This window comes from Atlantibacter sp. MEI4A-1023 (assembly GCF_056155425.1).
In genome coordinates, this window is the sequence record NZ_CM149568.1 from 2,465,111 (window position 1) to 2,490,972 (window position 25,862).

The following is a 25,862-nucleotide window of genomic DNA, read 5'->3' on the forward strand; positions in this document are numbered from 1 at the left end:
TCAGGAAGGACCCTTCCTGTCAGGAGAAAGCAATGAGCAAACTTCTCGACCGATTTCGCTATTTCAAACTCAAAGGCGACACCTTCGCCGACGACCACGGGCAGGTGATGCACACCAACCGTGACTGGGAAGACAGTTACCGCCAGCGCTGGCAATACGATAAGGTGGTGCGATCCACGCACGGCGTGAACTGTACCGGCTCCTGTAGCTGGAAGATTTACGTGAAAAACGGCCTGGTAACCTGGGAAACCCAGCAGACCGACTACCCGCGCACCCGCCCCGATTTACCCAACCACGAACCGCGTGGCTGCCCGCGCGGGGCCAGCTATTCCTGGTATTTGTACAGCGCCAACCGGCTGAAGTATCCGCTGGTGCGTAAACGCCTGATCGAGCTGTGGCGCGAGGCGCTAACCCATAACAGCGACCCGGTGGAAGCCTGGGCGTCAATTATGGCCGACCCGGAAAAGACCCGGAGCTACAAAAAAGTGCGCGGGCGCGGCGGGTTTATCCGCTCCAACTGGCAGGAGCTGAACCAGTTGATTGCCGCCGCCAACGTCTGGACCATCAAAACCTACGGGCCGGACCGGGTGGCCGGTTTCTCGCCGATCCCGGCGATGTCGATGGTCTCCTACGCGGCGGGCACCCGCTATCTGTCATTGATTGGCGGCACCTGCCTGAGCTTTTATGACTGGTACTGCGATTTGCCGCCCGCCTCGCCGATGACCTGGGGCGAACAGACTGACGTACCCGAATCCGCCGACTGGTACAACTCCAGTTATATCATCGCATGGGGTTCTAACGTCCCGCAGACCCGCAGCCCGGACGCGCACTTTTTTACCGAAGTGCGCTACAAAGGCACCAAAACCATCGCCATCACCCCTGACTACTCCGAAGTGGCGAAGCTGTGCGACCAGTGGCTGGCTCCAAAACAGGGCACCGACAGCGCGCTGGCGATGGCAATGGGGCATGTGATTTTGCGCCAGTTCCATCTCGATAATCCCGGCGACTACTTTATCAACTACTGCCGCCGCTATACCGATATGCCGATGCTGGTGCTGTTGGAGCCGCGTGCCGAAGGCTATTTCGCGCCGGGCCGGATGTTGCGCGCCAGCGATCTGCTGGACGGGCTCGGCGAGGCCAACAATCCGGAATGGAAAACCGTGGCGGTTAACCGCGCCGGGGATCTGGTGGTGCCGAACGGCTCGATTGGCTTTCGCTGGGGCGAACAGGGCAAATGGAACCTGGAAAACCTGGCGGCAGGCGTGGAAACTGAGCTGGAGCTGAGCCTGTTGGGGCGGCATGACGCGGTAGACGACGTCGCGTTCCCCTACTTCGGCGGCCAGGAAAACCCGCACTTCCGCCACGTTAAACATGACCCGATTATGCTGCACAAGCTGCCGGTTAAAACCCTGACCCTGGCGGACGGCAGTGAAGGCCGGGTGGTCAGCGTTTACGACCTGATTCTGGCGAACTACGGTCTCGATCGCGGGCTGGACGATGCGCATTGCGCCAGCGACTTCAGTGAGATCAAACCCTACACCCCGGCCTGGGCCGAGCAGATTTGCGGCGTGCCGCGTCAGCATATTGAACAGATCGCCCACGAGTTCGCCGATACCGCGCTGAAAACCCACGGTCGCTCGATGATTATTCTTGGCGCGGGGGTCAACCACTGGTATCACATGGACATGAACTACCGGGGCATGATCAATATTCTGGTGTTCTGCGGCTGCGTCGGGCAAACCGGCGGCGGCTGGGCGCACTATGTGGGCCAGGAGAAATTGCGCCCGCAAACCGGCTGGATGCCGCTGGCGTTCGCCCTGGACTGGAACCGCCCGCCGCGCCAGATGAACAGCACCTCGTTTTTCTATAACCACGCCAGCCAGTGGCGCTATGAAAAACTCACCGCTCAGGAGCTGCTGTCGCCGCTGGCGGACCCGTCTAAATTTACCGGCCATCTGATCGACTTTAACGTGCGCGCCGAGCGCATGGGCTGGTTGCCTTCCGCGCCGCAGTTGGGGGTCAATCCGCTGCATCTGGCCGCCCGAGCCAAAGACGCCGGAATGTCGCCCATCGATTTCACCGTGCAGTCGCTGAAATCCGGCGATTTGCGCTTCGCCTGCGAACAGCCGGACAACGGGCAGAACCACCCGCGCAATATGTTTATCTGGCGCTCCAATCTGCTGGGCTCGTCTGGTAAAGGCCACGAGTACATGCTGCGCTATCTGCTGGGTACCGAAAGCGGGATCCAGGGTGAGGATTTAGGCAGCACCGACGACGTGAAGCCGGAAGAAGTGGAATGGCAAGGCGGCGCGATTGAGGGCAAGCTGGATCTGCTGGTGACGCTCGACTTCCGCATGTCCAGCACCTGCCTGTTCTCGGATATCGTGCTGCCCACCGCCACCTGGTACGAAAAGGACGATATGAATACCTCGGATATGCATCCGTTTATTCACCCGCTTTCTGCCGCAGTGGACCCGGCCTGGGAATCGAAAAGCGACTGGGAGATTTACAAGGGCATCGCCAACGCGTTTTCGGCGGTGTGCGTCGGGCATCTGGGTAAAGAGACCGACGTGGTGCTGCAACCGTTGCAGCACGACTCCCCGGCGGAACTGGCCCAGCCGTTTGAGATCCTCGACTGGCGCAAAGGCGAATGTGACCTGATCCCCGGCAAAACCGCACCGAACATTGTAGTGCTGGAGCGCGATTACCCCGCCACCTGGGAACGCTTTACCTCACTCGGCCCGCTGATGGACAAACTCGGTAACGGCGGGAAAGGCATTAGCTGGAATACCGAGAGCGAAGTCGAACTGCTCGGCAAACTCAACTACCGCAAAACCGACGGCCCCGCCGCCGGACGCCCGAAAATTGACAGCGCCATTGACGCCTCGGAAGTGATCCTGGCGCTGGCGCCGGAAACCAACGGCCAGGTGGCGGTGAAAGCCTGGGAAGCGTTGAGCAAATTCACCGGGCGCGAGCATACCCATCTGGCGCTGCCGAAAGAAGACGAGAAAATTCGCTTCCGCGATATCGTGGCCCAGCCGCGCAAAATCATCTCCAGCCCCACCTGGTCCGGCCTGGAAGACGAACATGTCTCCTATAACGCCGGGTATACCAACGTTCATGAATTGATTCCGTGGCGCACCCTGTCGGGCCGCCAGCAGCTTTATCAGGATCACCAGTGGATGCGCGCCTTCGGGGAAAGCCTGGTGACCTACCGCCCGCCGGTAGATACCCGTAGCGTCAGCGCCATGCGCGAGGTGCCGTCTAACGGGTTCCCGGAAAAAGCGCTCAACTTCCTGACGCCACACCAGAAATGGGGCATCCACTCGACCTACAGCGAAAACCTGCTGATGCTGACCCTGTCGCGCGGCGGGCCGATTGTCTGGATCAGCGAAACCGATGCCAGAGAGTTAGGCATCGCCGATAACGACTGGATCGAAGCCTTTAACGCCAACGGCGCGCTCACCGCCCGCGCGGTGGTCAGCCAGCGCGTTCCGCCGGGCATGACCATGATGTACCACGCCCAGGAGCGCCTGATGAACATCCCCGGTTCGGAGGTGACCGGTATGCGCGGCGGCATCCACAACTCGGTGACCCGCGTCTGCCCGAAACCAACCCATATGATTGGCGGCTACGCCCAACTGGCGTACAGCTTCAACTACTACGGCACCGTGGGTTCTAACCGCGATGAATTCATCCTGATCCGCAAGATGCGCAACATCGACTGGCTGGATGACGAAGGTAACAATCAGGTACAGGAGGCCGCGAAATGAAAATCCGTTCACAAGTCGGTATGGTCATGAATCTGGATAAGTGCATCGGCTGCCACACCTGTTCGGTGACCTGTAAAAACGTCTGGACCGGGCGCGAGGGCATGGAATACGCGTGGTTTAACAACGTCGAAACCAAGCCGGGCATCGGGTATCCCAAAAACTGGGAAGACCAGGACCGCTGGGAAGGCGGCTGGATCCGCAAAATTAGCGGTCGGCTGGTGCCGCGCCTGGGCGGCAAGCTGGGGGTGATGTCGAAAATTTTCGCCAACCCGGTGCTACCGTCTATCGACGATTATTACGAACCGTTCAGCTTCGACTATCAGCATCTGCATAACGCGCCGGAAGGCAAACACGTCCCCACCGCCCGCCCACGCTCGCTGCTCACCGGCAAACGCATGGAAAAAGTGGAATGGGGCCCGAACTGGGAGGAGCTGCTGGGCGGCGAATTCAGCAAACGCCAGGCGGATAAAAACTTCGAAGCCATGCAGACCGAGATGTACGGCCAGTTCGAAAACACTTTCATGATGTACCTGCCGCGCCTGTGCGAGCACTGCCTTAACCCCAGCTGCGTGGCGACCTGCCCGAGCGGCGCGATTTATAAGCGCGAAGAAGACGGCATTGTGCTGATCGACCAGGACAAATGCCGTGGCTGGCGGCTGTGCATCAGCGGCTGCCCGTACAAGAAAATCTACTTTAACTGGAAGAGCGGCAAGTCAGAAAAATGCATTCTCTGCTATCCGCGTATTGAATCCGGCCAGCCGACGGTGTGCTCGGAAACCTGCGTCGGGCGCATCCGCTATCTCGGCGTGGTGCTGTACGACGCGGATCGTATCCTCGAAGCCGCCAGCACCGAACATCAAACTGATTTATACGAGCGCCAGTGCGACGTGTTCTTAAACCCTAACGATCCGAACGTGATTGAAGAGGCGCTCAAACAGGGCATTCCGGCTAACGTGATCGACGCGGCGCAGAAATCCCCGGTGTACAAACTGGCAATGGACTGGAAGCTGGCGCTGCCGCTGCACCCGGAATACCGCACCCTGCCGATGGTCTGGTACGTGCCGCCGTTGTCGCCGATCCAGTCGGTGGCGGATGCGGGCGGCCTGCCGCGCACCGATTCGGTATTACCGGCGGTGGAAAGCCTGCGTATTCCGGTGCAGTACCTGGCCAATATGCTGAGCGCGGGCGACCCGGCCCCGGTACTGCGCGCCCTGAAACGGATGATGGCGATGCGCCACTATATGCGTTCGCAAACCGTGGAAGGCGTGACCGATACCCGCGCCATCGACGAAGTGGGCCTCAGCGAAGCCCAGGTGCAGGAGATGTATCGCTATCTGGCGATCGCCAACTACGAGGACCGCTTCGTGATCCCCACCAGCCACCGGGAAATGGCCCGCGACGCGTTCCCGGAGCGCAACGGCTGCGGCTTTACCTTTGGCGACGGCTGTAAGGGTTCCGACAGTAAATTCAACCTGTTCAACAGCAGCCGTATTGACGCCATCAACATCACCGAGATTCGCGATAAAGCGGAGGGTGAATAATGCAAAGCTTAAAAATTATCGCCCTGCTGATGGAGTACCCCAACGAGGAGTTGTGGGACGCGGCGGAAGAGTTACGCGCCGCCGTGGCGCAGGACGCGCCGAAGGCGATGGCCTTTGCCGAACAGTTTTTCGCCGCCCCACTGATCGACAAGCAAGCGGAATGGTGCGAACTGTTCGACCGGGGCCGCGCCACTTCTTTGTTGTTGTTCGAACACGTCCACGCCGAATCGCGGGATCGCGGCCAGGCGATGGTCGATTTAATGGCCCAGTATGAAAAAGCGGGCCTGCAACTGGACAGCCGTGAACTGCCGGACTGGCTGCCGCTGTATCTGGAATATCTCAGCATCCAGCCCGAACATGACGCGCGCCAGGGGCTGAACGACGTGGCGCCGATCCTCGCGCTGCTGGGCGGGCGGCTTAAACAGCGCCAGTCGCCGTACAGCCAGTTGTTCGATGCGCTACTGGCAATTGCCGGCAGCCAGTACCGCAGCGACAGCGTCGCCACTCAGGTGACCAAAGAAGCCCGTGACGATACGCCCCAGGCGCTGGATGCCATCTGGGAAGAGGAGCAGGTGAAGTTTATCGACGACCAGGGTTGCAGTACCGATGCGTCACCGCAACAGCAGCATCAACGGCGTTTTAGTGACAACGTCACGCCTCAGTATCTGGATATCAGTGCCGGAGGTCCCAAATGATCAACTATCTGAACTTCTTCTTTTATGACATCTATCCGTACCTGTGCGGGACGGTGTTTATCCTCGGCAGTTGGCTGCGCTACGACTACGGACAGTACACCTGGCGCGCAGGCTCCAGCCAGATGCTGGATAAAAAAGGCATGACGCTGGCGTCTAACCTGTTTCACATCGGGATCATCGGCATCTTCTTCGGGCACTTCTTCGGGATGCTGACGCCGCACTGGGCCTATGCGTGGTTTTTGCCGATGGCGACCAAGCAGTTGATGGCGATGTGGCTCGGCGGGATTTGCGGGGTACTGACGCTGGTGGGCGGGCTAATGCTGTTATACCGGCGGCTGACCAACACGCGCGTGCGGGCCAGTTCCAGTACGGCGGATATTCTGATCCTCGCGTTGCTGATGATCCAGTGCGCGCTGGGCCTGTTAACCATTCCGTTCTCCGCGCAGTTTATGGATGGCAGCGAGATGCTGAAGCTGGTGGACTGGGCGCAGGCGGTAGTCACCTTCCAGGGCGGCGCGGCGACCTATCTTGACGGGGTGGCGTTCGTTTACCGGGTGCATCTGGTGCTGGGGATGACGCTGTTCCTGCTGTTCCCGTTCACCCGTCTGGTGCATATGTGGAGCGCGCCGGTGGAATACTTCACCCGGCGCTACCAGATTGTGAAGTCCCGGCGCTAATCCCGTCTCAGCGGCTGCGTTTGGCGTGGCGTTCCCAGTTATCCAGCCGCTGGGCATCTGATTTTTTTAGCGCAACGTAGCAGGCTCCGCTGCCGCCATGATGGGGCAGCGCGGTACAAAACGCCTGTACCTCTTCGAACTCCCCTAACCAGCGCGCCAGATAGCTGCGCACGATATTGGCGTGGGATTTCTCTTCCCGTCCCTTGCCGTGCACGATCAGCACGTTGCGGATCCCCTGCTGTTTTGCCTGGTGGATAAAGGCAAACAGCTTTTGTCGGCACTGTTCAACCGGCATACGCAGCAGATTCAGGTTGGCCTGCTGGGCGTATTTGCCCTGGCGCAGTTTATCGAGCACGCCCTGCTGAACCCCTTCGCGCTTAAATTCCAGCGGCTGATTGAGCGGAATGATGTCCAGATAGCCGGTGGTTAAGAAGTTATCCAGCTGCAGCACGTCTACCGGCGCGGCAACGCGGCCCGGCTTCGGTTTTTGCCAGATGGTACAAGAGGCGTTCTTCAGCGGTTTAACATCATCCATGGCCTCAAGAAAAAGTGATTTGTCGTCAGGTTTCATATGCAGGCCTCCGGATGTCATGCAGGCCCAACACTATAGCCGCCCTTGCTGCGCGTCTCAAGACGGCTCAACGCGATGCCTTATCTTTACCTGACGTGCTGCTTTTATATTTCCAGGCGTTTGTTTAAATCTTTAGCAAAATATATTTTCTTTTAGCGACAGATAATTTATTAACGCTGAATAATTCAGCAATATTTAATCATCGAATCGTTTCGCTGTTATTTTTGTGAATTTAATCACTTAAATTTATTATTATTTTTAATCCTTCGTTGCTATACCTTAATCACCTGGCGCAATGGAAAAAATCCAGGAAATAAGCCCCGAAAGCACTGCTGTGTATTGTAGAGCCTGTTCGATGTCGGCAGGCTCTTTTTTTATTATTTAAAATATATTTATCTGGAAATAATTAACACCTGGTTTTACCCGGTTAATTATGCGCCAGCGCTTTATCCACTTGGGGTGCTATTCATTGGCATTTAGGGGTATACAGAATATAACCGGAACGTGCTATGTTGAAGCACTCCCCTGTCTGTGCAGACGCTGAGAATACACCATGCTAACCCTTCTTGAAGATAAAATTGAAACCCCGCTGGGGCCGTTGTGGATATTGTGCGATGAGCAATTTCAGTTACGCGCCGTGGAATGGGAAGAACACAGTGACAGAATGGTTGAACTACTGAACATTCATTATCGCCTCAGCGGGTATCACCGCGTCGCCTGCAAAAACCCCGGTGGCCTGAGCGCTAAACTACAGGATTATTTTGACGGCGACCTGGCGGTTATTGATACGCTGCCTACCGCCACTGCCGGGACGCCGTTTCAGCGTGAAGTCTGGAAAGCGCTACGCGCCATTCCCTGCGGGCAGATCCTCTCTTACGGACAGTTGGCGGTGCAGCTTGGCCGCAGCGGCGCGGCCCGCGCGGTTGGCGCGGCAAATGGTTCCAATCCCGTCAGCATCGTGGTGCCCTGCCACCGGGTGATTGGCAGCAGCGGCGCGCTGACCGGCTATGCAGGCGGGGTTACTCGCAAAGAGTGGCTGTTGCGCCATGAAGGCTATCTTTTAATTTAATTGAACTCAGTTTTCGGAACTTTTTATATCCGTAGTAATCAAGGGGATAGCAAAAAAGTACTCCTTTTTTCATGTGTTTGTGATCGGTTTGCTGTTCCGGTCGATTTACCTGCTCAACAAAAAGATGTTAAAATTGACCAATATCAATGTAAGGCTTGAGCAGACCTATGATCCCGGAAAAGCGAATTATTCGACGCATTCAGTCTGGCGGTTGTGCCATCCATTGTCAGGATTGCAGCATCAGCCAACTGTGCATCCCCTTCACCCTCAACGAACACGAGCTCGACCAGCTTGATAACATCATCGAGCGCAAAAAACCGATTCAGAAAGGGCAAACGCTGTTCAAAGCGGGTGATGAGTTGAAGTCGCTGTATGCCATTCGTTCCGGTACCATTAAGAGCTACACCATTACCGAACAGGGCGATGAGCAGATCACTGGCTTCCATCTGGCGGGCGATTTAGTCGGCTTTGACGCCATCGGTTCCGGCCATCACCCGAGCTTTGCCCAGGCGCTGGAAACCTCAATGGTTTGTGAAATCCCGTTTGAAACCTTAGACGATCTGTCCGGTAAAATGCCGAACCTGCGCCAGCAGATGATGCGTCTGATGAGCGGCGAGATCAAAGGCGACCAGGATATGATCCTGCTGTTGTCCAAGAAAAACGCTGAAGAGCGCCTGGCCGCGTTTATCTATAACCTGTCGCGCCGCTTTGCCCAGCGTGGTTTCTCGCCGCGTGAGTTCCGTCTCACCATGACCCGTGGCGATATCGGCAACTACCTCGGTCTGACCGTGGAAACCATCAGCCGCCTGCTGGGACGTTTCCAGAAAAGCGGCATGCTGGCGGTAAAAGGCAAATATATCACTATCGAAAACAGTGATACCCTAGCGCAACTGGCAGGCCACTCGCGCAACGTCGCATAACCCCCTTTTTCCAGACGCCGTATCGTTAAATTTTTTTAATTTATTGATCCGGCGTTTGCTTCTCCCCTGTTTCATTCATTCTCTATGGGTTAATCTTACTTTACAGACTGTGGTTTGCAGTTGTAAGGAGACCCTGTATGGCAAATTATCAAAACATGCTGGTGGTTATTGACCCAGGCCAGGACGATCAGCCCGCGCTGCGGCGTGCGGTGTATTTGCACCAACGCATTGGCGGCAAAATCAAAGCCTTTTTGCCCATCTATGACTTCTCATATGAGATGACCACCCTGCTGTCCCCCGATGAGCGCACCGCAATGCGCCAGGGCGTGATTAGCCAGCGCACCGCATGGATACGCGAACAAGCAGAACACTATGTCGAATCCGGCATTCCGATTGAAATCAAAGTGGTATGGCATAACCGCCCCTTTGAAGCCATCATCCAGGAAGTGAAAACCGCTAAGCACGATTTGGTGCTGAAAATGACCCACCAGCACGACAAACTCGAATCCGTGATCTTCACCCCCACCGACTGGCACCTGCTGCGTAAATGCCCTTGCCCGGTGTGGATGGTGAAAGACCAACCGTGGCCGGAAGGCGGTAAAGCCCTGGTCGCGGTGAACCTGGCCAGTGAAGAAATTTATCACAACGCCCTGAACGACAAACTGGTGCGCGAGACGCTGCATCTGGCTGAGCAGGTCAACCATACCGAAGTGCATCTGGTGGGTGCCTTCCCCGCCACGCCGATCAATATCGCCATCGAACTGCCCGATTTTGACCCCAGCGTGTATAACGACGCGATCCGCGGTCAGCATTTAATTGCTATGAAAGCGCTGCGCCAGAAATACTCGATTGGCGAGAACATGACCCACGTCGAAAAAGGTCTGCCCGAAGAAGTGATCCCCGATCTCGCCGAGCATTTGCAGGCCGGGATTGTGGTGCTGGGCACCGTTGGCCGCACCGGGCTGTCCGCCGCGTTCCTGGGCAATACGGCGGAACAGGTCATCGACCATCTACGCTGCGATTTACTGGCGATTAAACCGGATGATTATCAAACGCCCGTAGAACTGGACGACGACGAAGACGATTAACCTTATCGTTTCCTACGGCACGCCTCTGCGGCGTGCTTTTTTTTGCCGGTCTGTTATAAGCCAGGGTTAAAATAGACACACCCTGACGCCTGGAGTAACATCATTATTCTGATTCAAAATGGAGTTTGCTGACTGATGTCGCCGACAATTTATGATATCGCGCGGGTGGCGAATGTATCTAAATCCACCGTTTCGCGAGTTCTGAATAAGCAAACCAATATTTCTGATGACGCCCGCGAGCGGGTTTTGAAAGCCATCGAAGAATTAAATTATCAGCCGAATAAACTGGCGCGCGCCCTGACGTCATCGGGTTTTGACGCCATTATGGTTATTTCAACCCGCTCCACCAAAACCACCTCCGGCAATCCTTTCTTTTCAGATGTGCTGCACGCCATTATCGCGCGGGCGGAGAATGAAGGCTTTGACGTAATATTGCAAACGTCAAAGAACAGCGCAGAAGATTTAGAAAAGTGCCTGACCAAAATAAAACAAAAAATGATCAAGGGCATTATTATGCTCAGCTCCCCGGTGAATGAGCATTTCTTTGCTGAGCTGGATAAATATCATATTCCGGTGGTGGTTATCGGTGGGCTAAAAGGCTGCTACCAGAACATTTGCTCGGTGGATACCGACAACTTTCAGGATAGCATCCGGCTTACTCAAACCCTGATTGACCGGGGGTTTCAGCGTATCGCCTGTTTGCATGCCCCGCTTGATTACCATGTTTCACTCGACAGGCTTGAGGGATGTAAAACTGCCCTGGCCCGAAATGGGCTCGCGGTGTACGAGGAACTGATGGTTGATGGCGGTTATACCCAGCACAGCGCCCTCGAAGCAGCGGAGAAGCTGTTAACCCACGCTTCACTGCCCGACGCGATTTTCGCCACCGACAGCCTGAAGCTGATGAGCCTGTACCGCGTGGCGGCACGCCTGAATATCGCCATTCCGCAGCAGCTCGCGGTGATCGGTTACAGCGACGCCATTTTATCTTTTATGCTGACGCCCCCGCCGAGCGGAATCGAAATTCCGATTCAGGCGCTGGGTGATACCAGCAGCGCGTTACTGTTCGACCGCATCGCGAATAAACCGACGCCTGGATCTATTATATTAGCCACCGAAAATGTCATTACCGGCTCGCTTCCAGGATAACGTAAAAAGCGCAGGTGCGTCGGCCTGCGCCCGATGGATATAAAGAACGTTAAGCATGCGCCGTCAGAATACGTAATTCACGCCAATACCCGCGTAATGAAAAGTATCATGGGTATCGCCTTCGCGGTGCGTTTGCCATTCATAAGCATATTCCAGCGTCATGGATAAACCGTTATTAAAATCTTGGGCATAAAGCAATCCCAGACGGTTGTAATCATGATCCTCTGAATCAGAGCCATCATCCTGCCAGTCCCAGTTGCTCCAGCGATCGATAGTTAAGCGGGTATACGGCGTAAATGTGTTGCTGCCAAGGGCGATGGGAAAATAAATACGCGCTTCATTAGTGGAGAACTCACCCTGTTTATTGCCGCTCACGGTGTTATATCCGCGCTCAAGATAATAGTGGGCCTGAACCGAGAAGGTTTCATTAAAGTGGTAATTCAGACCGGTTTCCGTTTCGACGCGGCTGTCGGAATAGCCGGTTTGGTTAAGATCGTTCACAAACCGATACCAGGCCAGCCACCCTTCAAAGGCCAAATTTTGATTAATTTTTACATTCCAGTCAGGCTGGATTTTCCAGCGCTGGGTATTGGCGGTCCCGGCGGGCGATCCATCCGCATTTTCGAAATGGTAACCGTAATTACGCACGCCGCCGGTTAAGCCCAATGAAAAATCGTCGTTTTCGATTACCTGATAACGCAGGTTAAATTCCGGGCGGTTGAAATACGTTCCCCGCGACATGGAACTGTAATCAACGGGCCCTTCCTGATACATCACCAGATTAATGCTCCACGGGCCATATGCGGCATTGAAATAAACGGAGGGTTCATATAACCCGTCCATATCTTCCGCCTGCCCTTCGACGTTCTCGATTTCATACATCGCGCCGATGCTGTATTTCCAACTGTTTACCGGTATTTCCTGCGCCTGGGCACACATTGCGCCAGCAACAGGCAACAGGAGTAGCGTCCGAATTATGGCATTCATATTTGCGTTCCTTCTTTTGTAGGTCGTGCAGAGGTTATGCAAAGGCACGGCGAACGCCGGCCTTTGCGTCGTTTAATTAATTGCTAATTCCGTCTCGCTATTAAAAAAATGGGATTTGGCCATATCAAAATGGATGGGGAGCGTTTGCCCGGCGTGATAATGGCCGTCTGCGCTGGCGCGAACCACAAATTCATGCCCACCGACCGTGGTATAAAGCATAAATTCCGCGCCGGTTAATTCCGCCACGCTAATATGCGCATCGACGCGATTATCCCGCTGCGCCAGGGTGGAAATATCTTCCGGGCGAATACCAAAAATAACCGGCTTGCGGTTATATCCTCCGGTGTTAAGCAGTTCACGTTTCTCGTCCGGCAGCGCCAGCTTCAGCGTTTCGGTCACAAAATGGCGACCGTCAAATGCCCCGCGCACGAAATTCATCGCCGGTGAGCCGATAAAACCAGCAACGAACATATTGGCCGGATGGTTATAAACCGTTTTTGGCGCACCCACCTGCTGGATGATGCCGTCCTTTAGGATCACAATTCGCGTCGCCATGGTCATGGCTTCGGTCTGGTCGTGGGTGACGTAAATCATGGTGGTATTGAGTTTCTGGTGCAGTTTGCCAATCTCGGCACGCATCTGCACCCGCAGTTTAGCGTCCAGGTTCGACAGCGGTTCGTCCATCAGAAATACGCCCGCTTCCCGGACAATCGCCCTGCCCAGCGCCACGCGCTGGCGCTGTCCGCCGGAGAGCGCGCCGGGTTTACGCTTCAGGAACTCCTTCAGACCGAGAATTTGCGCCGCCCACTCGACTCTTTCAGCGATCACCGCCGGAGCGATTTTCTGCATTTTCAGCCCGAACGCCATATTGTCATAGACGCTCATATGGGGATAAAGCGCGTAGTTTTGAAACACCATGGCGATATCGCGCGATTTAGCCGGGACATCGTTCATCCGCACCCCGCCGATATAGAGTTCGCCGTGGGTAATCGCTTCCAGCCCGGCGATCATGCGCAACGTGGTGGACTTACCGCAGCCAGACGGACCGACGAAAACAATAAACTCCTTGTCGGCGATGTCGAGAGTGAAATCCTTCACGACATGAACGTTATTGTCATAAACCTTTTGAATGTGTTGTAAGGAAAGTTGTGCCATGTGAATCCCTTAGCGGCGAACAGACGTCGCCCTGTCTGTGAGGTCCATAAGCCCGGCGATCCGCCGCCAGGTCAGTTCTTCCGTGCTGTTAAGCCGTAAATCTGCATCCCGGAGCGTGGCACCAATGCCAATCGACACCATGCCGCTGGCATTAATCGCTGCGATCCCGGCCTGGGCGTCTTCCACGCCGATACACCGCGACGGGGTGACGCCCAGCCCGGCGCAGGCGGCGAGAAAAATGCCTGGGTCGGGTTTGGAATGGGCTACGCGGCTGGCATCGGCGCAGTAATCAAACATCCCCGCCAGCCCCAGCGCCTGCAATATGCCCGGCGCGTTGAGCGATGCAGACGCCAGGCCTATACCAATACCCCGCGCCCTGAGCTCCTCAAGCAATGGCGCTATTCCCGGCAGAATCGAACCTGGCCCCAACGAGCTCAGCAGCTCGACGTAACGTTGGTTTTTACGGGCTGCGATAACCTCTTTTTCGGCTTCGCTAAATAACCCCGCTTTACCGCCCACCTGTAGAATGCGCTCCAGCGACGCCATCCGGCTGATGCCCTTTAACGACTGGTTCACCTCTTCATCAATCGTGATGCCTAATTCTGCGGCTACCGACCGCCACGCGATAAAGTGCAGATGCGCGGTATCGGTAATCACGCCGTCTAAATCGAATATCAGTGCCTGTAACATGATCCCTTCCCGGGAGCGCTCCCATCCTGAGTTAAATAAAATCCTGATACGCCCAGCTTCCCTGCCCACTAAAAGAGACGGAGTGGCCATACAGCCTGAAGGTCAGGGGCGCTGAAGTGGTCATGTTCAGGTGCGTCGGCGTCAGCTCAATCTCCAGCCGGATCCCCTGATAGCACAGCGGGAAACGCAACCGCTGCCAGCCGTCCGGCAGACGCGGCGCAATGCACAACCCCTGCTCGACGGTCACCCCGGCAAAGCCTTCAATCACGCCGAGCCAAATGGCCCCTGCCGCGGCGGCATGCAAACCGTCGTCGCAGCTGTGCGGGTCATCCCCGAGATCGATTTGGCTGCCTTCGCGCCAGAAGCGGTATGCAGTCTGTCGATCGTGACAGCGCGCCGCCACGATGCCGTGGATAGTCTTGCTGAGCGAAGAATCGTGGATCGTGCGCGGCAGATACCACGCCAGGCTGGCCTTTTGCGTTTGTGGCGTAAACAACCCCGGCTGGAGATAAAACAACATCACCACGTCCGCTTGCTTGAGGATTTGCATTTCGTTGACTTCGGCGCGCGAGTAATCCAGCAAAATGGTTTGTTTCCCCGCCTTCGCCTGGTAGCGGCTTAAGTCGATAAAGGGTTTGCTGAAAAAACTGTCATCCTGCGGCACCACGTGGCGCATATCAGGCCTGGGCAGCCGTAAGCGGGCGATAAAATCCGCTGCTTTAGCCGCAAAATCCGCGTCCATCCGCTCTAGTGGTAAATGCTCCAGCGCGCTGGCGACGTTATAGAGCGCCATATAATTGGTGAAGGCGTTATTGTTAACGTGCTCGGTATACTCATCCGGCCCGATAACATCGTGGATCTCCAGATGCCCGTCGACGTCGGTTGTTCGGCTGATCCAGAAGCACGCGGTTTGGTACAGCAGCTCGCCGCCCTCCCGCTGTAAAAACGCCTCATCACCGGTAATGTCCACATAGCGCATCACCGCCCAGGCGATATCAGCGACCAGGTGGTGTTCCGCCAGGGCGGAGGCAACGCGCTGTCGCTGTCCGGTGCGAATATTAATGGCCGCGAATTCCGGGGTTTCTTCTTCGCCGGTGCGGGCGCTTTCCCAGGGAAACAGCGCGCCCTGATAGCCACAGCGCCGGGCTTTTTGCTGCGCACCCGGCAGGTTATGCCAGCGATAACGCAGCAATTGGCGCGCGGTTTCGGGTTGGGTATAGAGATAAAAAGGCAGTAAAAACACCTCGGTATCCCAGAACACATGACCCTTATAGCCCTCACCGGTTAACCCCTTCGCCGCAATACTGGCGCGTTCGTCATGAACCGGCGTCATGGCATACAGATGATAAAGCGCAAAATCGAGCGCCTGGCTGTCCTGCATATCATCGCAGTCCAGCTCCACGCGGCTTTGCCGCCACCATTGCCCCAACGCCTGGCACGACAGGTTCAACAGCGCGTCATAACCGATATCCGCTGCCGCCTTTAACGCCGCCAGAGTTTGTGCCTCAAGGCCGTGAAGAGTGGTATCGGGATTGCCCTGGATCCAGCAGATTTTTTCACAGCACAGCGTTTCACCCTGGGCGATCAAGGCAGTAGAGTGCTGCAACAGCTTACGGTTGACGGCGCTGATTCGATTGACTGCATGGGTCACTACGCAATGGCAACCGATAGCCACATCGATTTGACTGTCCTGCACACGATAAACGCCCTGTAAGTACCGTTCGTCATAAACGCGCAACGACAATTCATCCAGATGCTGCCGACCGCTGTTGGTCTGGGTCGCGTCAATACCGGTGGTCAGTTTAATCTGCGCCGCGCCGTCCAATGGGGTAACCGCCAGCCGCAAGGCGAACAGCGGTTTCTGGGCGGCAGACAGAAAACGCCGGCTTTCAATGCGGTAGCGCCGCCCGTTCGGCGCGCGCCACAGAACATCGCGCACCACTTCGCCGCTAGAGAATGCTATCTCGCGCCGCCAGTCGAGTATCTCACCGGATAACAAACTAAAAATCACGCCATCGATTTCAATCTCCATGCCCACCACATCGGGCAAATTAATCAGCTCGGTGACGTCCCGCTCCCCGGCGCGGTGGTACAACCCCGCCAGATACATGCCACGGATTTGCTGGCTGTAACTCTCCTCATGCGTGGCGCGTATGCCCAGATAACCGTTTCCCGCTGCCATCAGCGTGGCGTATTTGTTCAGGGAATGCGGGTCAAAGCGCGGTTCGTTAAGCGTGGTCATCGGTTTCATAAGGCAACGGTGACTCCCTGCTCAGCGGCGTCATAAATCGCCTGCACCAGCCGCTGGATTTGATATCCCTGCTCCGCATCGGCCAGCGCTACGGGGCTGCCTTTCACCGCATCCACAAAGGCGGTCATTGAGCGAAAATGACGTAAGTCATCCGCCGTTTCACGCTGCATCAGCGTGACCAGTTCACCGTCCTCGTCATGATAAATGTGCGCCGGGAACAGTGTGGCACCGGCTTTATCGCCGCAGAACTGCACGTTCATAATGCTCTGTTCCGGGATGTTGAGCGCGAACGAGGTTTCGAGACGCAGAATGCCGCCGTTGTGGAATTCGAGGGTAGCGAATAGCGCGTCTTCAACGGTATAACTCGCCGGGTCCCATGCGCCGAACTGCCCACTATTTTTAGTGGTGCCCAGCTTCTGGAAGCTGTGGGCGGTGACGCACTTCACCGCCGGAAACCCGAGAACGAACATAGCGGCATCCAGCATATGAATGCCGATGTCGATCAGCGGCCCGCCGCCCTGGAGCGTTTTGTTAGTAAACACGCCCCAGCCCGGCACGCCGCAGCGACGTAACGCCCGGGCATTAGTCACATAGACCTCGCCCAGGGTGCCCGCCGCGACCTGTTCACGCAGCAGTTGAACGTCAAGGGCAAACCGATGGTGAAAGTCATACGCCAACAGACATCTGGCTTTGCGCGCCGCCTGGCGCATGGCGTCGGCTTCCTGGGGCGACATGGCAGGCGGTTTTTCGCACATCACATGGCAACCCGCCGCCAGGGCGGCCAGCACATGCTGATAATGAAACCGGTTGGGCGAACAGACGCTGACCACATCCGGGCGCAGCGTCGACAGCATGGTGTCCACATCGTCAAACGCCGCGCAGCCGTATTTGTTGGCGAATATTTGCGCCTGCTCAGGACGGTTATCGCACACGCCCACCAGTTCGGTATCCTGGCAGGCGTGGTAAAACGATGCATGAACCCTTTCGGCAATGTTACCAGCACCGATAATGGCAACCCGTAATCTCGTGTCGCTACCGCTCATAATGCTACGCCCCTTAGCATGACCGTAAGAAAGCGAGTGACTGGCGGTAGGCGGCGGCAGGATCCTCGGCGCGGACGCGGCACTCGTATACGACCCACCCGTCATAATCGTTGGCGCGCAGCGTATCAAAATGCTTTTTGAAATCGATGCAGCCGCTACCCGGTTGGTAGCGATGATTATCAGCAAGGTGCACGTGCCCGAGCAGATCGCGATGGGTATTCAGCGCCGCGCTCAGGTCGTCCTCTTCAATATTCATATGGTAGAAGTCGCCGATAATGCGCACATTGCGATACCCGCCTTCATCGATATAGCGACGCGCGTCGGCGAGGGTATTGATCATGTGATCCTGATAGCGATTAAGCGGCTCAAGGAAAATTATAGTGCCTGTGCGACGTGCCACCGCATCGAGCTGGCGCAGCGAGTCGCTCACGGCTTTGCGGTCGCCCCCGACGCTGCGCGGTGAGGTCATCGGCGGCAGGCGGTAAGTAAACATGCCCCATGCAGCAGGAACGATAATGCCTTTGCCCCCTACGTCCGCCAGCGCTTCCAGAATACGGGTGATTTGGGCAATTCCGTTCAGGCGGCGTTCTTCAATAAAATCGCCAATCCATCCGTCATAGCCGCCGCAGGCGGTCACCACCGGTAAGCCTGTCTCATGAATCGCGGCTTTGACTTCCGCCAGATTATCCACCAGCAGCTTGCCGTCGATTTCAAATCCGTCAAAGCCCATTGCCTTGATATAACGAAATTTCGCCAGGATATCCTGTGGGAAAAATGCCTGGTTCTGCGTTGCGATTTTCATTTTCTACCTCCCTGTAGTTAAAACGTGACGCCCATTTTGATGCTCAGTTCCGGCTGGCGGTCGACGTATTTCATGTAGCTGTCCGGGCTGCTGGCGAAGGCCACCACCGGATCGATTAAGTCCTCGCAGTTGAGATAACCGTTCATCAATAATTCCCAACAGGTTTCCTCAATGCGTTTGCGGTTCCAGCGCGGGTAATCCGGGTTAGGTTCGCTACAGGCGCGGGAGAAAACAATTTTGGCATTATTAAAATGCGCCTCGCGGCCCAGGTTGAAGCCTGCCGGGAAAGGTTTAGCAAACGCGATATAGGAGATAGTGCCGCCGTAGGCCAGGCCACGCAGCGCGCTCTGCAACGCGTCTGCATAGCCGCTGGATTCGATAATGCTGTCGGCCCCCTGCTTACCGGTAAGCCGTTTGATCTCCAACCCGACATCGCACTCCAGCGGATTGAGGCAGAAATCCGCACCGTGCCGCCGGGCGATATCGCAGCGATGGGCAATGGGATCCACGCCGATGACAATCGATGCACCCGCCTTTTTAGCTAACTGAATGGCGATTTGGCCAATCGCCCCGAGGCCGACCACCACCACGAAATCCCCGACCCGCACATTGGCATCACGTACGCCGCTCATGGCGAACTGTGCCGGATCGTAACAAACCGCGTTTTTCCAGCTTGCGCCTTCAGGCATTTTGCGCAGCTTGTAATTATTTACCGCGTTGACAATGACGGTTTCCTGCAACGGACCGTAGGTACAGACGCGATCGCCTTTTTTAACCGCGCTGACCTCTGCACCGGCCTCAATAATGTCGCCGACGACCATATTGCCAAGCTGGAAGTGACCAAACTGGATCCCGCGCGGCGCATCGTCAGGGCGCGGCATAAACATCTGCCATTCCGGGTTAAAATCTTCATCGATAAACGGGCTGGCGGCACGAAAGTCCACCACTTCCGTGCCATGCTTCGGCGCGCCGAACAGCACTTTAATTTTGACTTCATGAGCCGCCACCGGGCGGTCCTGATATTCCACAAGCGCCGCCACGCGGGGCGCTGCTGCGATAAGCTTTTTCATTAAAATTCCCTGTATGCAGATTGCGGTTAGCCTTTAACGCCGCCCGCGGTTAAACCACTTTTAATAAAACGTTCGGAAAGCGCGTACATCACCACCACCGGCAATGCGGTAACCAGCGATGCCGCCATCATGCGGCCCCAGATATAGTCCGGCGTGCTGAACAGCGCGTTCAGCCCAACCGGAAGCGTGAAGTTGCTGGCGCTGGAGAGGAAAATCGAGGCAAACAGAAAGTCGTTCCACGCCACCATAAAGCAGTAGACAAACACCGAAATCAGCCCGGAGATCGCCAGCGGCACGGTGATGTAAAAGATGATTTGCAGCCGGTTCAGGCCATCCATCATGGCGGCTTCTTCGATTTCATCTGGTAGCGTGTCGAAGTAACTTTTCAGCATGAATACCGCCGTCGGCAGAGTCTGCGTCACCATGGTGATAATCAGCGCCATTTCCGTGTCGTAAACCCCGAGGGCAGTGATGATTTTGAACAGCGGCACCACCAGCAGGATCCCCGAAAACATATACACGGTGTAGAAGCTGGCATTGACTGCCATCCGTCCTTTAAAGCGCAGTTTTGACAGGGCATACGCGCCGAGGATACCAATCACCACCGCCAACCCGGACGACACCAGCGACACCACCAGGCTATTTTGAAAATAGGTGACAAAGGGAAAGATGGTCGGGTTGAAAATGTCGAGGTAGTGCTGGAGCGTCCAGTGCTGCGGCAACAGCGTCGGATGCAGCGAAATCGCCTCTTTGGAGCTTTTGAACGAGGTCATCAGCATCACAAAAAATGGAAATAACGTGATGCCGAGAAACAGGACCAGCCCGAGATAAAAGCCGACGCGCGGCGCAAGGCGCTTATTTGTTGCCATAGAGATTCACCCGTTTTCTGGAGAGCAGGATCACTGCGAACACAATCGCGAACAGCACCACGGAGATGGCAGATGCTTTACCTAAGTCGTTAAATGCGAACGCGGTTTTGTAGAGGTAGACGCCGAGAATGTCGACTTTGGTGGTGAGCAGCCAGACGTCGGCGAACATGTAAAACATCCAGATGGTGCGCAGGGTGATCACCGTTGCCAGCACCGGCATGATCGCGGGTAGCGTCACGATGCGAAACCGCTGCCAGGCGTTTGCGCCGTCCATTTCCGCCGCTTCGTACAGTGATTTGTCGATGGTTTGCAAAATCGCCAGGAACGAGATAAACGCATACGGGAAATAGCGCCAGATGGCGAACAGCACCACCAGCACAAAGCTGCTGCCGGGGTTGTCGAACCAGAGCGGGGCTTTGTCATACAGGTGCAGGATATCCACACCGAGATAGTTCACCAGCCCGTAGCCGTTGTTGAACATGTACTTCCACGCGAACACCAATGAGATCGACGGTGTGACGTAAGAGAGGATCACCAGCGAGCGAGCGGTTTTGCGAAAGCGGAATTCACGATTGAAAAACAGCGCCACCGCCAGCCCTAACCCGGAACTCCCGATTACCACCAGCGCGGTGTACCAGAAGGTGGTCCACAGCGCATGCCAGAAGCCTGGGTCGCTAAGGATGCCTGCATAGTTCGCCAGCCCAACAAAATGGGCGGCAATACGCGGATTCAGCGGCAAGCGCAAAAAACTGATTTCAACATTTGAGAGCATCGGCCAGGCTACCAGGCCCCCCAGCAACACCAGGCTGGGGGCCAGCAACATCAGGGCAAATGGCAAATCTGAACGGCCAGAAAATACCTTCATAACAACCCTTCCCTGCGTTGACATTACTGCGCGGCCAGCGCGGCGATGCGCGTTTGGCTCTGGGCCAGCGTGGCTTGTACGTCCTTGTTGCCTACGGTCACGTTATTCACCATGGCGTTTAGCGCGCCGGAGCCAGTGATGTCGCCCATGCGAGTGAAGTTTTTATCGCCGACAGAGCCAAACACCTGCACATTGGGGTACTGGGCAATCAGTTGTGCCGGCAGTTCGCCGAAGGCTTTGATCACCGGATTGTCTTTATAGGACGGGGTGTCCGATACGGCGCGGATCACCGGCAGCGCGGCGCCTGGCGACATCAACACCCAGTCCGCCGCGTTTTGTGCCTGCTCCATAAACACCACGAATTTTTTCGCCGCGTCGGTCTCGGCTTCGGTCTGCCCCGCCGTGAGGGTTAACGAGGTGATCATTCCGTACACCGCTGGCGACTTGTGATTTGGCACGACAAATCCCAGATCCTGCGGGTCGCCTTCGCTATACACGGCGGGCAGGATATAGGTTGAGTAAATCGCCATCGGCGCGGCGCCGTTCATAAAGGCGTCTTTGATTTCCATGACGTTGTTCGAGCCCGGCATGGTGTCTTTGGCCAGTGCCTGGTAGAACGTCAGCGCCTGCGCCATTTGCGGGGTATCGATGGTCACCGCGCCGCTGGCGTCGAATACGTTAGCGTTATTCGAGAGCGCAAACTGGGAAAACGCCTGTTCGGTCATGACGCTTTCCGCCGTGGGCAGCGCGATGCCATATTTTTTATGCGCCGGATCGTTTAACGCGCCAGCGGTAGCCAGCAACGAATCCCAGTCCTGTGGCGGTTGCAAACCGGCCTGCTCCAGCACCGATTTTTTGTACCAGATACCCTGGATCCAGGCGCTAATCGGAACGCCGGTCCAGGCTTTGGCGTCTTCCGTTCGCACGATGCGCAACACGCCATCGTAAAAGGCGTTATCCCCTAGCGTAGTAATGACGCCCTGAATCGCCTCCCGGTCGAGCAGTTGCTCTTTATCCATCACTTTGGCGTAATCGTGACTGATTTCGATAATCTCAGGCAACGCCCCGGAACGCGCCAGCGTGGTCACTTTCGTGTTGTAAGCGTCCTCTTCAACGGGGACCTGTTTCACCGTAACCCCCGGATTGTCATGTTCGAAGCGCTCAATCAATTTACCAATAATGGCCTGGCGCTCTTGTTCAACGGAGGAGTGCATAAATTCAATAGTGACGGAATCCTTTTTCTCATCGTTGCAGCCTGTCATTAAGGCGCAGGCAACCAGTGCTGATAACAGCACAAATTTATTTTTCCGCATGATCGTTTCCTTTTGTATTAGCTAAGCCACAGGGACTGCCAGGGTCCTAATGTTATTGCTTCGCCATTAATAAATTCACCGCGGATGATTTCATTGTATTGCCCCTGCCCTAATGATAACCACTGAGGCCGGTCGGTGAAATTAAACAGCGCGGTAATTTTTCCTTCTTGCGCGTTGCCTCGAATAATTTCCAGCACGCCGTGACATTTTTCATTAATGCTGAATTCACTGTCGGGATGGAAAGCCGCGTGACGCTGGCGAACGTTAATATATTGCATCAATACTTCCAAAACTCGCGCACGTAAATGTTCAGGTTGCGCGAGTAACGATTCAATTTCCGGTTCACTGTATTTCTGGCGATTGATAGCCCGGTTATAACCCAGGCGCTCAACGCCCTGATAATCATTACGTGAACCCAATACGCTTTGAATATATATCGCCGGGACGCCAGGGAAAGTTAATAACAGCGCGTGCGCCAGGATAAACCGCGCCAGCCGCTCATCGTCATGACATTCAGGCGGCGTCAGGGCATCCATATACGTCACGTTTAATTCATAAGGGCTGCGGGTGCCGTCGGGATTATTTTTCCAGTTGACCTTCGCACCTTCGATTTCCAGCGTGTCGACTAAGGTTAAGATTTCTTTTTCGGCTATGATACCCCGCAGCGGATTCAAACCTATGCCGTCATGGGAGGCGAGAAAATTAAACCAGGTTGTCCGCCCGTCGCCCTGCGCGGGCAGCACGCTGGCCCAGCTTTTCAGCGTACTCACGGATTGCGTACGGATCGCATGCAGCACCAGCGGCGGCAGCGGAAACTGATACACCATCTGCGCTTCGTCGCTGCCGTTGCCAAGATAAGAGACGTTGTCTTTATGGGGCACGTTGGTTTCGGTGACGATCACCGTACCCGGCGCGACCTTATCGGCAACGGCGCGGAACAACTTCACCAGCAGATGGGTGTTTTCCAGATGGATGCAGGAGGTTCCAGGCGTTTTCCACATAAAACCTACGGCATCAAGGCGAATATAATCCGCGCCCTGTACAAGGTAATGCACCAGCACATCCACCATCGCCAGCAGGACATGAGGGTTAGCGAAATTGAGATCGACCTGGTCTGCGCTAAAGGTCGTCCAGATATGTTTCGTCTCGCCGCTCGCGAAAGTAAACGGCGTTAACAGCGGCAGTGTACGGGGACGCGTGACGGCGGATAAATCTACCTTCGGGTCTACGGCAATAAAGAAATCCTGATATTGTGGGTCATCGCTAAGATAGCCTTTAAACCATTCGCTTTCGGCTGACATATGATTACAGACAAAATCAAACATCAGGCGGGTGGATTTTTTTATCGCCGCAATATCACCCCAGTCGCCATAATCAGGCGAAATGTGATAATAATCTTTTACCGAGAAACCATCATCCGATGTCCAGGGGTAAAACGGTAAGAAATGAATAATGGGAAAAGCGTTGGCGAGATAGTCATTATAAAACCGCCTGAACGTGGTCAACGTTTTTTCATTCTGCGATAAGAATTGATCGGCATAGGTAATAAGCACGACATCTGATTCATCCCACCCCTGCTTACGTGAGGAAATAATCTTACTTCGGCCTTCATTGATACATTTAATTAATTTATTACGTAGCTCATCATTAAAGACTGAGGAATAAATACGATCGGCAATCTGTAATATTTTGTCCATTCATCCATTTCTCATGGTAGCGGTCCCACGGAAATGAAATCTACTCCTGAGGATTATTTATGTCAATGCGGCACCCATCACAGAAATTGTTTCCACTGATTATCGTGCCGTATAAAAATGAACAGTAGCGGATTTAATTTTCAGGAAATAGCCCTAACTTGTCTGGATAGGAAATATAACGAGGAAATCCATTGAAAAAAGATATAAAAAAACCGCTCCGAAGAGCGGTTGATATTAGTATCAGTGATTACAGCGCTTTCAGAATCGCATCCACGCTGGCTTTGGCATCGCCAAACAGCATATGGGTGTTGTCTTTAAAGAACAGCGGGTTCTGCACGCCAGCATAGCCCGTGTTCATTGAGCGTTTAAACACGATAACGTTTTGCGCTTTCCACACTTCCAGCACCGGCATACCGGCGATGGGGCTGCGCGGATCGTCCTGCGCCGCCGGGTTCACGGTGTCGTTAGCGCCGATAACCAGAACGGTGTCGGTATCAGCGAAGTCGTCGTTGATTTCGTCCATTTCCAGCACGATGTCATACGGCACTTTCGCTTCCGCCAGCAGTACGTTCATATGGCCCGGCAAACGGCCCGCAACCGGGTGAATACCGAAACGTACCTTAATGCCGCGCGCACGCAGGCGTTCGGTGATTTCCGCCACCGGATACTGCGCCTGTGCCACCGCCATGCCGTAGCCTGGGGTGATGATCACTGAGTGGGAGTTTTTCAGCATATCTGCCGTGTCTTCCGCGCTGATTTCACGGTGCTCGCCCACTTCATCGCTTTCGCCAGTTGACGAACCGTCAGTGCCGAAGCCGCCCGCGATCACGCTGATAAACGAGCGGTTCATCGCCTTACACATAATATAAGAGAGGATCGCACCCGAAGAACCTACCAGCGCGCCGGTCACGATCAGCAGGTCGTTGCTGAGCATAAAGCCCGCCGCCGCTGCGGCCCAACCGGAATAAGAGTTGAGCATCGACACCACCACCGGCATGTCTGCCCCGCCGATTGAGGCCACCAGGTGCCAGCCGAACGCCAGCGCGATAATGGTCATAATCAGCAGCGCCAGCACTTGCAGGCCCACGCTTTCGGTACGGACAAACACCACCAACAGCAGGAATGAGACCACCAGCGCCGCCAGGTTCAGCTTATGACGGTTCGGCAGCATCAGCGGTTTAGATGAAATCTTGCCGCGCAGTTTACCGAAGGCCACGATGGAGCCGGTAAAGGTCACCGCACCGATAAACACGCCAAGGAACACTTCGGTCAAATGGATATTGACCAGAATCGGCTCCAGACCCGCATCGTGATACAGGTAGCTGTTAAAGCCCACCAGCACCGCCGCCAGACCCACGAAGCTGTGCAGGATCGCCACCAGTTCCGGCATTTCGGTCATTTCGACTTTCTTCGCCAGGTGGATACCAATTGCGCCGCCGATCACCATCGCGACGATAATCCATACCACGTTGCCGGTATCCGGCCCAAAGATGGTGGCGACCAGCGCAATCGCCATACCGGCGATACCAAACATGTTGCCCTGACGGGACGTCTCATGTTTGGAAAGCCCGGCCAGGCTGAAAATAAACAGAATCGCGGCAACAATGTATGCAGCTGTTACTAATCCTCCAGACATG

Annotated in this window: 21 protein-coding genes; 8 read left to right on the forward strand and 13 right to left on the reverse strand. The window is 55.4% G+C overall.

The window, feature by feature from the left end:
• Window positions 1–32: 32 nt before the first annotated feature.
• Genes ACVV26_RS11850 through narI form a run of 4 tightly spaced genes read left to right on the forward strand, consistent with a single transcriptional unit; the run spans window position 33 to window position 6,686 of the window.
• A complete protein-coding gene (locus tag ACVV26_RS11850; protein WP_474797169.1) occupies window positions 33–3,773 on the forward strand; it encodes a nitrate reductase subunit alpha in 3,741 nt (1,246 codons plus the stop codon).
• Window positions 3,770–5,314 (forward strand): nitrate reductase subunit beta, encoded by a 1,545-nt coding sequence (narH, locus tag ACVV26_RS11855; RefSeq protein ID WP_312984405.1) that lies wholly within the window; start codon window positions 3,770–3,772, stop codon window positions 5,312–5,314. The genes ACVV26_RS11850 and narH overlap by 4 nt, the downstream gene beginning before the upstream one ends.
• The gene (narJ, locus tag ACVV26_RS11860; protein ID WP_474797171.1) at window positions 5,314–6,009 is read left to right on the forward strand and encodes a nitrate reductase molybdenum cofactor assembly chaperone; all 696 of its coding nucleotides are present in this window, start codon (window positions 5,314–5,316) and stop codon (window positions 6,007–6,009) included. Before narH ends, narJ begins: the two co-directional genes overlap by 1 nt.
• Entirely contained in the window at window positions 6,006–6,686 is a 681-nt protein-coding gene (gene narI, locus ACVV26_RS11865) for a respiratory nitrate reductase subunit gamma (protein WP_474797173.1), read from the forward strand. Before narJ ends, narI begins: the two co-directional genes overlap by 4 nt.
• Window positions 6,687–6,693: 7 nt before the next feature.
• Here narI and smrA read toward each other — a convergent pair whose 3' ends face one another.
• Window positions 6,694–7,257, reverse strand: coding sequence for a DNA endonuclease SmrA (smrA, locus tag ACVV26_RS11870; RefSeq protein ID WP_474797174.1), 564 nt, complete (start codon window positions 7,255–7,257; stop codon window positions 6,694–6,696).
• 553 nt (window positions 7,258–7,810) lie between these two features.
• On the opposite strand from smrA, the gene ogt reads away from it, so the two are divergent.
• The 4 genes from ogt to ACVV26_RS11890 all read left to right on the forward strand — a co-directional run bounded on the left by ogt (window position 7,811) and on the right by ACVV26_RS11890 (window position 11,483).
• Window positions 7,811–8,326, forward strand: coding sequence for a methylated-DNA--[protein]-cysteine S-methyltransferase (gene ogt, locus ACVV26_RS11875; RefSeq protein ID WP_474797176.1), 516 nt, complete (start codon window positions 7,811–7,813; stop codon window positions 8,324–8,326).
• A 167-nt stretch (window positions 8,327–8,493) separates the two neighbouring features.
• Window positions 8,494–9,246 (forward strand): fumarate/nitrate reduction transcriptional regulator Fnr, encoded by a 753-nt coding sequence (fnr, locus tag ACVV26_RS11880; protein WP_125293384.1) that lies wholly within the window; start codon window positions 8,494–8,496, stop codon window positions 9,244–9,246.
• Between the two features lie 137 nt (window positions 9,247–9,383).
• Window positions 9,384–10,334, forward strand: a complete 951-nt coding sequence (uspE, locus tag ACVV26_RS11885; RefSeq protein ID WP_312984418.1) for a universal stress protein UspE — start codon at window positions 9,384–9,386, stop codon at window positions 10,332–10,334.
• A gap of 135 nt (window positions 10,335–10,469) precedes the next feature.
• Window positions 10,470–11,483: a LacI family DNA-binding transcriptional regulator gene (locus tag ACVV26_RS11890; RefSeq protein ID WP_474797177.1), complete on the forward strand. Its 1,014-nt coding sequence runs from the start codon at window positions 10,470–10,472 to the stop codon at window positions 11,481–11,483.
• 63 nt (window positions 11,484–11,546) lie between these two features.
• Here ACVV26_RS11890 and ACVV26_RS11895 read toward each other — a convergent pair whose 3' ends face one another.
• The 12 genes from ACVV26_RS11895 to pntB form a co-directional block, all read right to left on the reverse strand.
• Entirely contained in the window at window positions 11,547–12,470 is a 924-nt protein-coding gene (locus ACVV26_RS11895; protein WP_474797179.1) for an OmpG family monomeric porin, read from the reverse strand.
• Window positions 12,471–12,542: 72 nt separating this feature from the next.
• Entirely contained in the window at window positions 12,543–13,625 is a 1,083-nt protein-coding gene (locus ACVV26_RS11900) for an ABC transporter ATP-binding protein (protein ID WP_474797180.1), read from the reverse strand.
• Between the two features lie 9 nt (window positions 13,626–13,634).
• The gene (pgmB, locus tag ACVV26_RS11905) at window positions 13,635–14,315 is read right to left on the reverse strand and encodes a beta-phosphoglucomutase (RefSeq protein WP_474797181.1); all 681 of its coding nucleotides are present in this window, start codon (window positions 14,313–14,315) and stop codon (window positions 13,635–13,637) included.
• Between the two features lie 31 nt (window positions 14,316–14,346).
• Window positions 14,347–16,566 carry a glycoside hydrolase family 65 protein gene (locus ACVV26_RS11910; protein WP_474797183.1) on the reverse strand — a complete coding sequence of 740 codons (2,220 nt, stop codon included), beginning with the start codon at window positions 16,564–16,566 and terminating at the stop codon, window positions 14,347–14,349.
• Complete coding sequence (gene ycjS, locus ACVV26_RS11915; protein WP_474797184.1) at window positions 16,563–17,609, reverse strand: D-glucoside 3-dehydrogenase; 1,047 nt, start codon at window positions 17,607–17,609, stop codon at window positions 16,563–16,565. Before ycjS ends, ACVV26_RS11910 begins: the two co-directional genes overlap by 4 nt.
• A 13-nt stretch (window positions 17,610–17,622) precedes the next feature.
• Window positions 17,623–18,411, reverse strand: coding sequence for a sugar phosphate isomerase/epimerase family protein (locus tag ACVV26_RS11920; RefSeq protein ID WP_474797185.1), 789 nt, complete (start codon window positions 18,409–18,411; stop codon window positions 17,623–17,625).
• Window positions 18,412–18,428: 17 nt separating this feature from the next.
• On the reverse strand, window positions 18,429–19,481 hold the full coding sequence (gene ycjQ / locus ACVV26_RS11925; RefSeq protein WP_474797186.1) for a D-guloside 3-dehydrogenase: 1,053 nt from the start codon (window positions 19,479–19,481) through the stop codon (window positions 18,429–18,431).
• A 26-nt stretch (window positions 19,482–19,507) separates the two neighbouring features.
• Window positions 19,508–20,350 carry a carbohydrate ABC transporter permease gene (locus ACVV26_RS11930; RefSeq protein ID WP_312984434.1) on the reverse strand — a complete coding sequence of 281 codons (843 nt, stop codon included), beginning with the start codon at window positions 20,348–20,350 and terminating at the stop codon, window positions 19,508–19,510.
• A complete protein-coding gene (locus ACVV26_RS11935; protein WP_474797187.1) occupies window positions 20,337–21,215 on the reverse strand; it encodes a carbohydrate ABC transporter permease in 879 nt (292 codons plus the stop codon). The genes ACVV26_RS11930 and ACVV26_RS11935 overlap by 14 nt, the downstream gene beginning before the upstream one ends.
• Window positions 21,216–21,238: 23 nt before the next feature.
• Complete coding sequence (locus ACVV26_RS11940) at window positions 21,239–22,528, reverse strand: ABC transporter substrate-binding protein (protein WP_474797188.1); 1,290 nt, start codon at window positions 22,526–22,528, stop codon at window positions 21,239–21,241.
• A gap of 17 nt (window positions 22,529–22,545) precedes the next feature.
• A complete protein-coding gene (locus ACVV26_RS11945) occupies window positions 22,546–24,225 on the reverse strand; it encodes a sugar phosphorylase (RefSeq protein ID WP_474797189.1) in 1,680 nt (559 codons plus the stop codon).
• 247 nt (window positions 24,226–24,472) lie between these two features.
• Window positions 24,473–25,861 carry a Re/Si-specific NAD(P)(+) transhydrogenase subunit beta gene (gene pntB / locus ACVV26_RS11950; protein ID WP_312984442.1) on the reverse strand — a complete coding sequence of 463 codons (1,389 nt, stop codon included), beginning with the start codon at window positions 25,859–25,861 and terminating at the stop codon, window positions 24,473–24,475.
• Window position 25,862 lies beyond the last annotated feature (1 nt).